The 12,608-nt window shown below is 70.1% G+C and carries 12 protein-coding genes; 4 read left to right on the forward strand and 8 right to left on the reverse strand.

The window, feature by feature from the left end; genetic code table 11:
• Window positions 1–49 precede the first annotated feature (49 nt).
• Both G6O68_RS04300 and G6O68_RS04305 read left to right on the forward strand, forming a co-directional pair.
• On the forward strand, window positions 50–883 hold the full coding sequence (locus G6O68_RS04300; protein ID WP_165245174.1) for a thymidylate synthase: 834 nt from the start codon (window positions 50–52) through the stop codon (window positions 881–883).
• A gap of 20 nt (window positions 884–903) precedes the next feature.
• Entirely contained in the window at window positions 904–1,425 is a 522-nt protein-coding gene (locus G6O68_RS04305; protein ID WP_165245176.1) for a dihydrofolate reductase, read from the forward strand.
• Here the strand turns inward: G6O68_RS04305 and G6O68_RS04310 are convergent.
• The 7 genes from G6O68_RS04310 to G6O68_RS04340 all read right to left on the reverse strand — a co-directional run bounded on the left by G6O68_RS04310 (window position 1,422) and on the right by G6O68_RS04340 (window position 8,025).
• Entirely contained in the window at window positions 1,422–1,820 is a 399-nt protein-coding gene (locus tag G6O68_RS04310) for a hypothetical protein (protein ID WP_165245178.1), read from the reverse strand. The two genes, G6O68_RS04305 and G6O68_RS04310, sit on opposite strands and share 4 nt — an antisense overlap.
• Window positions 1,821–1,841: 21 nt before the next feature.
• The gene (locus tag G6O68_RS04315) at window positions 1,842–2,867 is read right to left on the reverse strand and encodes a DUF1559 domain-containing protein (protein ID WP_165245180.1); all 1,026 of its coding nucleotides are present in this window, start codon (window positions 2,865–2,867) and stop codon (window positions 1,842–1,844) included.
• Between the two features lie 60 nt (window positions 2,868–2,927).
• Window positions 2,928–4,340 carry a carboxymuconolactone decarboxylase family protein gene (locus G6O68_RS04320; protein ID WP_165245182.1) on the reverse strand — a complete coding sequence of 471 codons (1,413 nt, stop codon included), beginning with the start codon at window positions 4,338–4,340 and terminating at the stop codon, window positions 2,928–2,930.
• 249 nt (window positions 4,341–4,589) lie between these two features.
• On the reverse strand, window positions 4,590–5,015 hold the full coding sequence (locus G6O68_RS04325) for a hypothetical protein (protein ID WP_165245184.1): 426 nt from the start codon (window positions 5,013–5,015) through the stop codon (window positions 4,590–4,592).
• Between the two features lie 162 nt (window positions 5,016–5,177).
• On the reverse strand, window positions 5,178–5,393 hold the full coding sequence (locus G6O68_RS04330) for a hypothetical protein (protein WP_165245186.1): 216 nt from the start codon (window positions 5,391–5,393) through the stop codon (window positions 5,178–5,180).
• Between the two features lie 24 nt (window positions 5,394–5,417).
• On the reverse strand, window positions 5,418–7,670 hold the full coding sequence (feoB, locus tag G6O68_RS04335) for a ferrous iron transport protein B (RefSeq protein WP_165245188.1): 2,253 nt from the start codon (window positions 7,668–7,670) through the stop codon (window positions 5,418–5,420).
• A 79-nt stretch (window positions 7,671–7,749) separates the two neighbouring features.
• On the reverse strand, window positions 7,750–8,025 hold the full coding sequence (locus G6O68_RS04340; protein WP_165245190.1) for a FeoA family protein: 276 nt from the start codon (window positions 8,023–8,025) through the stop codon (window positions 7,750–7,752).
• 301 nt (window positions 8,026–8,326) lie between these two features.
• Here G6O68_RS04340 and G6O68_RS04345 point away from each other — a divergent pair, with 301 nt between their 5' ends.
• A complete protein-coding gene (locus G6O68_RS04345) occupies window positions 8,327–9,574 on the forward strand; it encodes a hypothetical protein (protein WP_165245192.1) in 1,248 nt (415 codons plus the stop codon).
• A 16-nt stretch (window positions 9,575–9,590) separates the two neighbouring features.
• On the opposite strand, the gene G6O68_RS04350 is transcribed toward G6O68_RS04345, so the two are convergent.
• The gene (locus G6O68_RS04350) at window positions 9,591–11,312 is read right to left on the reverse strand and encodes a hypothetical protein (RefSeq protein ID WP_165245194.1); all 1,722 of its coding nucleotides are present in this window, start codon (window positions 11,310–11,312) and stop codon (window positions 9,591–9,593) included.
• Between the two features lie 343 nt (window positions 11,313–11,655).
• Here G6O68_RS04350 and G6O68_RS04355 point away from each other — a divergent pair, with 343 nt between their 5' ends.
• Window positions 11,656–12,558: a hypothetical protein gene (locus tag G6O68_RS04355; RefSeq protein ID WP_165245196.1), complete on the forward strand. Its 903-nt coding sequence runs from the start codon at window positions 11,656–11,658 to the stop codon at window positions 12,556–12,558.
• Window positions 12,559–12,608: the final 50 nt, after the last annotated feature.

A 12,608-nucleotide genomic window follows, 5' to 3' on the forward strand; every position in this document is an offset into this window, starting at 1 on the left:
TGAATCCAGGTTGAGCTCCCGCATCCCTGGTCGGCGAGAAGCCTCCGCCATGCGCCCCTACCTGGACCTGCTGAAGGACGTCCGCGAGAACGGCCTGCGCAAGCCGACGCGGGCCGTCCTGCGCTCGACGGGCGCGAAGATCGACGCCCTCAGCGTGTTCGGCCGGCAGATCCGGTTCGACCTGGAGGCGGGCTTCCCGCTGGTCACGACCAAGAAGACCGCGTTCAACGCCATCGCCCACGAGCTGATCTGGTTCCTGCGCGGGTCGACGAACATCGCCTACCTTCGCGAGCACGACGTCTCCATCTGGGACGAATGGGCCGACGAAGCGGGCGAACTCGGGCCCGTGTACGGCAAGCAGTGGCGATCGTGGCAGGCCCCCGACGGCCGATCGATCGACCAGATCGCCGACCTCGTCGCCGGGATCAGGGCCGTGATCGCCGACCCGACCGCCTCGGTCGGCCGCCGCCTGATCGTCTCGGCCTGGAACCCGGCCGACGTCGCCGAGATGGCCCTCCCCCCCTGCCACACGCTCTTCCAGTTCAGCGTCGCCGACGGCCGGCTCTCGTGCCAGCTCTACCAGCGGTCGGCCGACCTGTTCCTGGGGGTGCCGTTCAACATCGCCAGCTACGCGCTGCTGACCCACCTGACGGCCCACGTCACCGGGCTGCGGCCGGGGGAGTTCATCCACACATTCGGCGACGCTCATATCTATACAAACCACCTCGATCAGGTCGATGAGCAACTGACGCGCGATCCCCTAACCTTGCCAAGGCTGGAGATCGACCCGGCCGTCCACGACCTGGCGACGGTCGAACGCTCCCAGATCCGGCTGGTCGGCTACCAGTCCTGGCCGGCCCTGCGCGGCGAGGTCGCGGTTTGAACGCGGAGGATCGGGACTCCATGGTCGTCTCCTTCGTCGTCGCGATGGCGAACGACCGCGTGATCGGCCGCGACGGCGGCCTCCCCTGGCGGCTGCCGCGCGACCTGAAGCATTTCCGCGCGCTGACCTGGGGGAAGCCGATCGTCATGGGCCGCAAGACCCACGAATCGCTCGGCCGCGCCCTGCCCGGACGGCTCAACATCGTCCTCTCGCGCGGCGAGTTCGCCCACCAGCCGGAAATCCAGGTCGCCCGCTCGGTCGAGGAGGCCCTGGAACAGGCGAGGGCCACGGGGGCCGACGAGGTCATGGTCATCGGCGGCGGCCAGGTCTACGAGGCGTTCCGGCCCCTCTGCGACCGCATCCACCTGACGCTCGTGGAGGGAGAATTCGCGGGGGACACCTTCTTCCCGTTCGATCTCCTCGACTCGCCGGACTGGCGGACGATCCACCAGGAGAGGTGGGAGGCCGACGCGTCGAATCCCTTCGACGCGTCGTACCGGATCCTCGAGCGCGAGCCGGGGAGGCTCGCCATGGACGCTTAGAAGTCGACGTCCTGACGGGCGATGGAGATGACGTCGCCGGCGTTGACGACGTAGACGACCCGCTTCTTGGCCGTCTTACCCTTCGCGTTGGTGAGGGTCAGCGAGACGGGCCACTGCACGCCCGCGCCGAGGGGCTGGCCCTCGCCCTCGATCTGGTAGTCGGAGACCTTGGCCCCCCCCTGCCAGTCGCGGTCGAGGACCTGGACCGGCGGGGTCAGCTTGGCGAGGTCCGCCTGCGCCCCGCCGGACTTCCAGGCGTCGAGCGCGGCGGCGAGGTGCTGCTTCGAGGCGGCCGGGTCGGTGGGCGACGGGGCCGCGTCGCCGCACCCCGCCGCCGACCATGCGGCGAGGACGGCGAGGACGCGGGAGCACCGGACGATTCTTCGGACGAACATATCCCAGCTTCTCCGTGCGTCTCAGAGGGCGTCGCTGCTGATGACCTCGCCCATGTTGCGGGAGCCCATCGCGCGCCAGGTCTGGAGGTTGATCGAGTTCTTGACGAACTTGACCGATCCGTCGCCGAGCAGGACGTTCACGCCGCCGGGGTGCTTGCTGTTGGCGGTGGTGGCGATCCGCAGCGGCGGGAACATGCAGGAGCGGCTCGAAGGCGGGCCGACGTGATAGTACGAGGTCGTCGAGTGGTAGCCGTAGAGCCAGGGGGCGCCCACGTCCGAATAGCCCTGCTTCGAGAGGTCGCGCCAGTTCACCGCGAGGCAGGCCTGGACGGCCTCGTCCTGCGTGGCGGGATAGACGCCGGGGTTGAAGGTGTCGCCGTGCTCGCTGGCGAGGGCCTGGTTGAAGTCGCCGATGATGTGCTCGCTGAACATCGCGGTGTTCGACGTACCGTCGCTCAGCTCGGCCATCCCCTTCGCCTCGTTGGCGAAGAACACGCCGTCGGGGGCGCGCTGGGCGGTGTTCACGCCGGACGGGTCGGACCTGCCGTGGCCGAACAGGAAGTTGGAGCCCTCGCTGGCGCGGTAGTTGTTCCCGGCATAGCCCTGGGGGACGGTCGTCGCGGCGTCCGACGGGCAGAGGAACGCCGAGACGACCGTGGCCCGCGCGGTCCTGTTGCCGTCGTATCCGCCGTTGTTCGGGTCCGGGTTCCAGGTGAGGTTGAAGTTGATCGCCTGGTACAGCGGCGACTGCTCGACGAACGGCAGGATCTGGCTGTGGGGCGAGTAGGCCTTCGAGATGTTCACGGCCGAGCCGACGATCTCGATCGTCCGGCCGAGCGGGAACTTCTGGTGGGTGTCGTGGTAGTTGTGCACCGCCAGGCCGATCTGCTTCAGGTTGTTGACGCACTGGGCGCGGCGGGCGGCCTCGCGGGCGGCCTGGACGGCCGGCAGCAGGAGCGCGATCAGAACGGCGATAATGGCGATCACGACGAGCAGCTCGATCAGGGTGAAGCCGGGGCGGCGAGACGAGGCGAGGGTCGACTTCATGCTTGGGTCTCCGGAAAAAGGATTCGATGATGAGATGGGGATAGATCGATCAGTTCGCCATCAGAACTCAAGCGGCAGGCCGGCGGCCTCGGTGACGCGGTCGAAGAACGAGGCGACGGTGACGAAGTAGACGACCTCCGCGGTCTCGCGGTCGCTGTAGTGCTTGCGGACGGCCTCGACGTCGGCGTCGGTGACCAGGGCCGGGTCGACGGTCAGCTTCCTCGCCAGGTGGAAGGCGGCCTTCTGGCCGGCGCTGAAGCGGTCGTCGGGCGCGTCCAGGGCGAAGATCGCGTCGTCCGACTGGCCGAGGTCCAGAAGCCGCTTCCGGGCGTGGCCGAGAGCGTACCAGGCGCGATCCTGGCGGGCGGCGATCCAGGCGATCTGGGCCCGGAGCGTGGGATCCAGGACCCCCTTGTCGGCCGACGCGCCCGCCGTGACGCTCAGGATGCGGGCCTTGCCGGCCTCGGGAAAGTTGGCGAGGAGGCGGACCCAGTTCGCGACCGGCGCGGCGGACCAATGGTCGGGGAGGATCTTGCGCGTCGCCTCCTCGTCGACCAGCTTCAGCCGGGGATGGCGGTCGCGAGCGGCGGCCAGGCGGGCCTCCACGTCCTGCCGGGATTCGAGGGCCGGCCGATTCGAGGCCGACGGCCGGCAGACGGCCTGGGCCGCGTCGCGCGCCGGGTCGAGAGGGGCGACCAGGCTGGGGAGCTGGCGATAGGCGGCGGCGGTCGGCGTGAGGTAGTCGCGATGGTCTTCCTGGGGGATCGCCAGGCCGCCGGTCCATCGGGTCATCGCGCAGTAGTTGCCGGTCGAGAAGATCATGTCGAGGATCGCCGCGTCGTCGTGATGACCACGCAGGGCGTCGAAATCGGCATCGCCGACCTCCTGGGGCGTCCGCGCCAGCTTCTTCACGAAGGCGAAGGCCGCGGCGTCGGCCGGCGGGAAGGCGGACCAGTCGGTGTCGAGGGCGGCGAGCTGGTCGTCGGTGACGCCGGCGGCCTTGAGCTTCACCTCCTGGTGGCCGAGGCAGTAGTAGCAGTTGTTCGCCCGGGCGACGAGCCAGAAGAACATGATCCGGGTCGTCGGGTCGAGCGGCATCGCCGGGTCGCCGGCGCCCATGCGGAGGATCGACTTCGGGTCGGTCTTGCCGACGTCCGAGGGCCGCACGTAGAACTCGTTGCGGAACTCCGGCGCGAGGTAGTAGTTGCGCATCCGGCCGTTGTTGACGATCCCGGCGAAGATCCCCCCCTTCGGATTGGCCGCGGCCTTCTCGGCGCGGGCGCGGTCCTCCTCGGTCAAAGGCGGAAGCGGCAGCCTCGGCTTGCTCTGCTTGGAACCTTCGAGCACCTGCTTGAGCCCGGGCCGCGTGACCGCCACCGGCGAGGGCGAAGCGGAGTCGTCGCCGGCCTTCGCCGTCGAGCCCAGGAGCGCGGCCAGGACCGACGACGCGGCCATGAGTCGTCTCGTGATCATGAGATAACCTTTCGATCAATAAGACTGGTATGTCGGATCGGATCCGCGCGATCGCGAGAGCGACCTCGGGCGCGAGGGGGTCGTCGTGGGGGGACGGCGTTCGCCAGGCTCACGCCGGGGCCGTGCCCGCGCCGAGGGGCGAGGACGGGGAGTGGCGGCGGAACCGAGGAACGCCGGCCGATCGCGGGGCGCGAACGAGGTGCGCGACGCACGATCCGGGCGCGAGGGGGCCGAGGGGTCGGCGGCGGATCAGCGCGGCGGGTGGAAGATGAAGTCGCGACGGAGGACCGGGCGGAGGTCCTCCGAGACGAAGAGCGGGCGGTCCTGGCCGGCGCCGAGGAGGTGGTCCAGGTCGATCACGCAGGCCCAGAGCTCGACGCGGAGGTCGACGCCGCCGCTGAAATCCGCGCCGGGCGTGCTGAAGGGCTTCGAGCAGAAGGCCCCCGTGCAGCCCGCCGGCTTGAGGGGGGAGCCTTCAGGGGAGCCCGGCCTGGCCGCGTCGAGCATTTCGCCGGAGAGCCCCAGGGGGCCCGTGACGTGTTCGTCGCCCCGATGAGCCGCCCCCGCGCAACCGGCCCGCGCGTTCGTCGGCGAGGCGAGGGCCAGGGCCCACGCCGCCAGGAACGCTCCGAGGCGGAGCGCGAACAGGGATGCTTCGGCGCGTCGGTGCGTCATAAGCTCGGGATGGTCGCTCGCTGGTTGGGGGCCCCGTCAAGGATGGGAGACGGGCGGGGCCAGACCGGATCGGACCGCACGGAACGCCTAATGTATAGCCGAAGAACGCACCGCTTCAAGGGGGGAGGACGGGATTTCGAAGCGTTTTCAAACCGAAAGAATTCAGGATCGTCCGGCGGCCTCGGGACGTCCCCCGGGCTTCGCCGACGGGGCCGGGCCGATCGTGACGATCGGCTCGCCCGCGGCCGACGAGCACTTGCCGCATGCCGAGCCGCAGCCGGCCGATTTCTCGCCGGCCACGCCCCGCCACACCAGGCCGAGCAGGTACAGGGCGGCCCCGATCACCACGCCGATCGCCACCGCGTCTTGCCAGCCCATCTCGAGCCCCCTTCGTCGGCCCGCTCAGGAGCCGATCCACGTCCCCACTTGATACGTCAGGAAGGCCCCGACGTAGGCCAGGATCGTCATGTAGGCGAACGAGAGGGCCGGCCAGGTCCAGCTCCCGGTCTCGCGCCAGATGACGGCCAGCGTCGAGACGCATTGCGCGCAGAGCGCGAAGAAGACCATGATCGAGAGCGCGACCGGGATCGTGAACAGGGGCTTGCCGGTGTCCGGCCAGGTCGCCCCTTGCAGGGCCTGGGTGAGCCGCTGCTCACCCTCGCCTTCCGTCACCTCCTCGCCGACGTCGAAGATCACGCCGAGGGTGGCGACGACCACCTCGCGGGCGGGGAACGAGGCGATCGCGGCGCTGCCGATCCGCCAGTCCCAGCCCAGCGGGCGGACGGCCGGCTCGATGAATCGACCCATCCGGCCGAGAAGGCTCTGCCGCTGCTGGGCCCCGTCGATCCGAGCCTCGGCCGCCGCGACGGCCGCCTCGGCCTCGGCGACCCGGGCCTCGTCGGCCGACTCCCTGGCGGCCTCCAGCGCGCCCTCGGCCTGTTCCTGACGGCCCAGAAGGGGCGCGAGGTCGTCGGCCGAGAGCCGGGGGTAGTACAGGAGCCCCCACATCACGATGGAGACGGCGAAGATGATGGTCCCGGCGTTGTAGAGGAAGTCCCAGCCGCGATCGATCATCCGCCTCGCCACCGTGATCGGCGAAGGCCACTGGTAAGCCGGCATCTCCATCAGGAAGATCGGCGTCGCGCTGCGGAGGAACGTCCGCTTGAGCACCAGGGCCACGGCCGCGGCCACGACCACCCCCACCAGGTACATCCCCACCATGGTCAGGCCCTGGAGTTGGACCCAGCCGCCCAGGTAGGACCGCTTGGGGATGAAGGCCCCGATCATCAGGACGTAGACCGGCAGCCGCGCGCTGCAGCTCATCAGCGGGGCGATGAGGATGGTTGTCAGCCGATCGCGACGGTCCTCGATCACCCGCGTCGCCATCACGCCGGGGATGGCGCAGGCGAACGAGGAGAGGAGCGGGATGAACGACTTGCCGCTCAACCCCACGTGGACCATGATCCGGTCCATCAGGTACGCGGCGCGGGCCAGGTAGCCGCACTCCTCCAGCACCGCCAGGATGCCGATGAGGATCAGGATCTGGGGCAGGAAGATGACCACCGCGCCGATGCCGCCGACGATCCCGTCGACCAGCAGGCTGCGGATCGGACCCTCGGCCATCGCCCCTTCGATCGCCCCGCCGACGGCCCCGATCCCGGCGTCGATCCAATCCATCGGGACGGTCGCCCACGAGAAGACCGCGTTGAAGGTCAGCAGCAGGACCAGGGCCAGGATCAAAGAGCCCCAGGTCGGATGCGTCAGAACCGCGTCGAGCCGGTCGGCGAACCGGGCCTCGGCCTTGCCGTGGGCGACGACGCCGTCGAGCGTGTCGGCCACCCAGGCGTACCGCGAGGTCGTCTCGATCTCCGGCACGCGGCAGCCGGCCTCGGCGAGACGTCCCCGCGCGGCCTGGACGCTCTCGCGAAGCTCCCGCCGCTCGTCTTCTGGGAGACCGAGGGCCTCCTCGACGTACGACCCGGCGTCCAGCACGAGACGCTCCGCCAGGTAGCGCGGCGAATGCGCGCCGGTCAGGTTGACGCCGAGCCGGCCGTCCAGCTCCTCGGCCAGCCGGTCGACCTCGGCGCGGAAGGGATCGGGGAACAGGCCCTCGATCGCCGGAGGCTCGCCCGCTCCCGCCCGCTCGACGGCGTCCTTCAGGGCTTCGAGCCCCTCCCGACGCTGGGCCTGGACGGGGACGACCGGCACGCCGAGGCGTCGCGAGAGGGCCGCCACGTCGACGTGCGTCCCCTCGGCCTCCGCCAGGTCGTTCATCGTCAGGGCCACGACCACCGGCCGGCCCAGCTCCATGACCTGGCTGGCCAGGTAGAGGTTCCGGTCCAGGTTGCCGGCCGCCGCGACGCAGAGGATCACGTCGGGCGGGGGGACGTCGGCCCGGCGGCCGAGCAGCACGTCGACCGTGACCATCTCGTCGGGCGATCGCGGGGCCAGGCTGTAGGTGCCCGGCAGGTCCACCAGCGACCAGCGCCGGCCGTGATGGACGACCTCGCCCGTCTTCTTCTCGACCGTCACGCCCGGGTAGTTCCCGACCTGCTGGGCCAACCCCGAGAGCGCCCCGAAGAGCGTCGACTTGCCGGTGTTGGGATTCCCCACCAGCGCGATGGTCCAGGTTGTCTTGTCCGAGGCGACCGCCATGGCAGGTCCGAGATCCAAGAGGTGGGAGGGCGACCGGACGGTCGTCCCGCCGCCCGAGGGGCGGGCGCGGCTCGGCCTTTCAGGAAGCCATCGCCGGGACGCGGACGAGAATCCGCGCGAGGTCGTCGCCTCGGAACCCCAGCCGCTGGCCGGCCAGCCCGATGATGCAAGGGCTGCCGCGCCGGATCATCTTGACCCGCGCGCCCTGATAGAACCCCATCTCGCGGAGCCGATGAACCAACTCCAGGTTCCCCAGGACCTCGCCGACGCTCGCCGTCTGGCCGACCCGGAGCCCCGACAGCGGGACCATCTCCCCCGTCTCCTCGCCTTGCACCGCCAGCGCCTGCGCCTTCATGCTCAGCCCTCGATCCTCTGGATGCGGAAGACCTGCCCGATGCTCGACCGACTGCGGCCGGGAAGCGACCTGTTCTTGGTCGCCCTCGACGTTGAGACTTAATCTCAACCATGAGTATACCTCCGCCGTCCGAGGTTGACAATCGGTATCAGCCCTCAAGACGGGGAGAAGGCGGCGATTCGAGGACGTGGCGGAGCCGGCGAGCCCTGGCGGAGGACTCGCCACGGAGCCAAACTGAGCGGACGGAGCGTCCCGAGCCGGTCGAGCTCAGGCTTCCCGTCGCCCCGGAGGAACGGCGATCATGTCGAGACCATGCTGGAACCGTCGCGACTTCTCGCGCCTGGCGCTGGGATTCGTCGCATTGGCCGCGGCCGAGGGAAGGTCGCCGGGCTTCGCGATCCGACGCGACCTGGCGTTCGAGCGAACGATCCCCCGCGAGGTCCTGGAGGGCTATCTGTCGCGGGCGATCACGGTTCAGGACCTGTTCCTCGGCCAGGGAGACTTCGCCGACAACCTGCGGATGCTCACGGCTCTCGGCGCGAAGTTCCTGGGGAGGAGCCTTTGCTTCTGGGGGGACGAGTCCCACCTGCTGGAGAAGTTGGGACGCGCCAGGCCCCTGATCGCAAGGGCCCACGAGGCCGACCCCGAGCTGATCGCGCAGGCGTGCCTGTTCGAGATCGTCACGCACGAGGTCGACCGGGTGCCGATCCCGGCCTGGGCCTTCGAGGCGCTCGGGCTCGCCCCCGAATCCCGCAACTTCCGCCTCGCCGACATGGCGTTCCCGGACGGGGCGTTCCGCGACCATTGGGGGAAGGGGACGATCGTCCCGGACGTGAGCCGGGTCGAGACTCAGCTCTGGTTCCACTTCCTGGCCGCCTCGTACATCGACCTCGGCGTCGAGGCCCTCCACTACGGCCAGGTGGAGCTGATGAATCGCAACGACCGCGACCTGGCCCACTACGCGAAGGTCTTCGAGCGGGCCCGGGCCCATGCCGCGAGGAAGGCGCGGCGAGGGATGGTCCTCTGCGACGCCCACGTCCCCGGCGGCGGCTTCGTGCGGGACGGCAGGCTGCTGCTGGACTTCCACTCGTTTCCGCTCCGGGTCAAGGAGGTCCCCGAGACGCCGATGGAGGGGGTTCTGGAGGTCGGCTTCCAGGACAGCTTCTACGGCCGGAGCCGGGGCGGGACGACCTTCAGCGGCTGGGCCTGCGACCACCTCCCCTACCTCGTGGAGCTGGACAACTGGGGCCCGTGCGACAGGCCCGGCGAGCCCGGCCAGGGGGGCGTCTGGTGCTGGGGCTACGACGAGATCGGCTGGTTCGCCCACCTGCCGGCCGAGCGTCGCGCGGCCTGGCTCCGATACGCCTGGGACTGGGTCCGCGTGCACGACCCGAACGGCTTCCTCCAGATGCCCGGCGGCCGCGTCCTGCACACGCCGGTCGGCCGCAAACCCTGGTACTACGCCAACACGCCGAGCCCCGCCGTCCCCGACGGCTTCGGCGACGAGTCCGCCATCCGGGCCATCTGGGAGGCGGACTCGACGGCCTGACCGGAAAGCACGCCGATCATCCCAGGGCGTCCTGCACCTTCTCGTCCGCCCACGCCTCGCGACGAAGCGGGACGCCCGCCTTCACGAGGCTGGTCAGCACGGCCGCGACGAAGAAGGCCAGGCCGACCGCGATGTAGTCGAGCCCCGGGACGAGGGCACGCAGCGAGTCGTACCCGCGCCAGCCCGCCGAGGCCAGCCACGCGCCCCCGATCGCGACGGCGGCCCATCGCGGCAGAGGATCGCGGAGGATCAGGCCGTATGCGAACAGGGCGAGCCCGACGACCGGAGCATAGGCCGCGAGCGTCCACGTCGGGAAGCCGTCGGGCGGTTGGACCATCCCGGACGTCGCCCCCATCGAGGCCAGCACGGCCATCCCCGCGCCGGCCGCCCGGGCCGTCCGACCGGCCGCGTCGTCGAAAGCGGCTCCGACGGCCAAGGCGGCCGCGATCATCAGGTGAAAGCCGACCGGCCCGCGCCACCCTTCCGAGGGAAGTCCCAGCCCGGACGGCGCGACGACCGCGGCGGTCAGGAACGCGGCCCCGACCAGGCATCTCCACGCGCTCCGATCGCGAAGCCCGATCGCCGTCTGGAGGGCGGCGAGGGCCAGGAGCGGCAGCGGTCGGCCCGCGACCAGCCCGTCCAGGTCGCGCGTCTCCGGCCCGACGACCGCCAGCCCGGCCAAGGCGAAGCCCAGCGCCCCGATCGCCAGGGGAACCCGCCGCAGGGCCGCGACGCCGTAGAAAAGGCCCGTCATCGCCAGCGTCAGGTGGAGCGGGCTCGCCCCCAGCCGCCCCTCGAAGCGGCCGAGGAACTCCTGATAGGCGTACTCCGGACGATGCCCGTACGCGGCCAGGACAGTCGCGACGGCGGGGAGCACGAGCGCCGCGAACCTCACGCCCGGCAGCCGCTCGACGATCCCGATCTCCATCAGGACGATCGCGACGGCCAGCAGGAACGGGGCCAGGAAGTAGCCGCCGAAGAGATAGGGCTCGGCCCCATAAACCTTCCCGGCGTGGTGCATCGACCAGCAGAGCATCGCCGACCGCGCGACGACCGCGAAAGCGAGCAGGCCGAAGAGGGTCCAGGGGTACCACCCCCACCGCCAGGGACTTCCGTTGTCGCGGACGTAAGCCCGGCCTCGCCGGACGGCCGGCAGCAAGGCGAGCGCCACCAGCCCCGCCGCCGGCGAGAAGCCGAAGAGCGCCCAGCCCAGGATCTCGCTCTCCGGCTGATGCAGGAGCGGAGCCAGGGCGACCGGATACAGGAAGAACAGGGCCAGCGCGAGATGGTAAGGCCCCCGGAACAGCGCGGGGAGGGCCAGCCGCGAACCCCTCAAGAGCCCCTCGCTGACCGCCACGGCGAAGACCCATCCCGCCAGGTAGCAGGCCGTCCCCCGGGCGGCGTCGCGGGTGAAGACGTCGTCGAACGTCGCCGAGATCGCCAGCAGCAAGAGGACGACCAGGAGCATGATCGTCCGCACGTCGTCCCAGACGCCCACGCGGCGCACGAGCAGGCACGCCGTGACCGCCAGCAGCACCGTGTAGCCGGCCATCCCGCCGAACAAGGCCCACGTCTGCGAGGCGTTCACCTGATCCCCGAACGAGACCCGCAACCCCATGCAGACCAGCCAGGCGCTGAGGATGTAGAACGGGTTGCTGGTGCAGATCCGACGGGCCAACCAGCGAGGGACGGCGACCGTCGCGGGCGCGCGACCGGGCCGGGCATCATGCGTGTTCATCGTGACGACCCTCGACGTGACGGGGAGATCGGTTCGAAGGGGCGCGGAAGACGTGAAGGCCCCCCCCTCAATCCTAACGACCTCGGGGGCCGACTGTGACATCTGTCGTTGGGAAAATCCGGGCCTTCGACCCGTGACCCTTCGCCCGTCGGCCCCGGCTCGCATGGCCCCTTTTCGCTTGACTCTCCCCCGGGCGGCTCTCAGGATGAGCCCGCACGACGAGCCGGTTTCCGCACATTCTGATGAATCGAAACCGGGAATCGTCGTCCAAACACCTGCCGCACGACGCCGAGACGGGGACGGCCTCCTTCGGACCTCCCTCGACGCGAAAGGAATACGGCCCATGAGCGACCGGGAAGCGATCATCGCGCGCGTCTCGGACGACCTGCACTGGTGGACCTCGATCCGGATCGAGACCAGCGAAACGATCGAGCATTCCAAGGAAGCTGCGGAGCGGTTTTCGAAGGACGGTTCGAAGCCGGGCAGCCGGCGCGACTCCCGGTACTTCGAGACGGCCGCCGGCGAGAGACGGCTTTCGACATCCAGCTTTCTCGCGAACGGCAAGGTTCAACGTGGCGAGGACGTCTTCAAGGACGGCAAGGCCACACGCTCTTATTTCGAGCCCGACAAGCCTTCCCGGCCGACATCCGTCAAAGTGAGGCCCGCCTTCGGCGGGGAGACGGCGATGGGGGGCGTGGATCGGCCGGTTCCGTTGAAGTACGCGTACGTCGGGAGGGTCCCGCTGGATCAGGCGCTCGCGAAGGCCCGCGACCTCGGCCCCGGCGAAGCGCTCTCCGCCCCTTGCGACAAGTTCATGTTCGACGACGTCCCAGGCGTGGTCGGCATGCCGCCGCAGCACCACCTGTATTACCTACGCCAGGAAGATTCCCTGCCGGTCCGCGTCGAGTCGTACAACGGCCCGGACCCGGCGACGGCCCGCAAGATCTGGGTCTGGGAAGCCGAGAAGGTCGACGTCGTGCAAGGACGCCCGGTCGTCGTGAAGTCGGTCTCCACAGCCTACGAACCCGACGGCGCGACCGTCCGGTCCACGCGGCGCCACGAGGTCAAGTACATCGCCTTCAACGAGGAAGTGGGCGCGGAATGCTTCCGGCCGGCCGTCGCCCCGGGGACCGAGGCCGCGACGGTTTCCCTGTCCGCCGCACCGACTCCCGTCATGGAGAACGCCTCGCCGGGCCTGGGGGCGATCCTGGTGCTCGTGGGCGTCGCCTCCCGGCTCGGGCGTTGATCCCGGGCCTCGCGACGGTTCGATACGCCGGGAGGTGAACGAGCGTGATC

Origin of the sequence: Paludisphaera soli, assembly GCF_011064595.1 — a bacterium.
Lineage (GTDB): Bacteria > Planctomycetota > Planctomycetia > Isosphaerales > Isosphaeraceae > Paludisphaera > Paludisphaera soli.

What these genes read in the sequence shown, in the direction of transcription:
- G6O68_RS04300 (WP_165245174.1), top strand. Translation starts at nt 50, where the DNA reads ATGCGCCCCTACCTGGACCTGCTGAAGGACGTCCGCGAGAACGGCCTG.
- G6O68_RS04305 (WP_165245176.1), top strand. Translation starts at nt 904, where the DNA reads ATGGTCGTCTCCTTCGTCGTCGCGATGGCGAACGACCGCGTGATCGGC.
- G6O68_RS04310 (WP_165245178.1), bottom strand. Translation starts at nt 1,820, where the DNA reads ATGTTCGTCCGAAGAATCGTCCGGTGCTCCCGCGTCCTCGCCGTCCTC.
- G6O68_RS04315 (WP_165245180.1), bottom strand. Translation starts at nt 2,867, where the DNA reads ATGAAGTCGACCCTCGCCTCGTCTCGCCGCCCCGGCTTCACCCTGATC.
- G6O68_RS04320 (WP_165245182.1), bottom strand. Translation starts at nt 4,340, where the DNA reads ATGATCACGAGACGACTCATGGCCGCGTCGTCGGTCCTGGCCGCGCTC.
- G6O68_RS04325 (WP_165245184.1), bottom strand. Translation starts at nt 5,015, where the DNA reads ATGACGCACCGACGCGCCGAAGCATCCCTGTTCGCGCTCCGCCTCGGA.
- G6O68_RS04330 (WP_165245186.1), bottom strand. Translation starts at nt 5,393, where the DNA reads ATGGGCTGGCAAGACGCGGTGGCGATCGGCGTGGTGATCGGGGCCGCC.
- feoB (WP_165245188.1), bottom strand. Translation starts at nt 7,670, where the DNA reads ATGGCGGTCGCCTCGGACAAGACAACCTGGACCATCGCGCTGGTGGGG.
- G6O68_RS04340 (WP_165245190.1), bottom strand. Translation starts at nt 8,025, where the DNA reads ATGAAGGCGCAGGCGCTGGCGGTGCAAGGCGAGGAGACGGGGGAGATG.
- G6O68_RS04345 (WP_165245192.1), top strand. Translation starts at nt 8,327, where the DNA reads ATGTCGAGACCATGCTGGAACCGTCGCGACTTCTCGCGCCTGGCGCTG.
- G6O68_RS04350 (WP_165245194.1), bottom strand. Translation starts at nt 11,312, where the DNA reads ATGAACACGCATGATGCCCGGCCCGGTCGCGCGCCCGCGACGGTCGCC.
- G6O68_RS04355 (WP_165245196.1), top strand. Translation starts at nt 11,656, where the DNA reads ATGAGCGACCGGGAAGCGATCATCGCGCGCGTCTCGGACGACCTGCAC.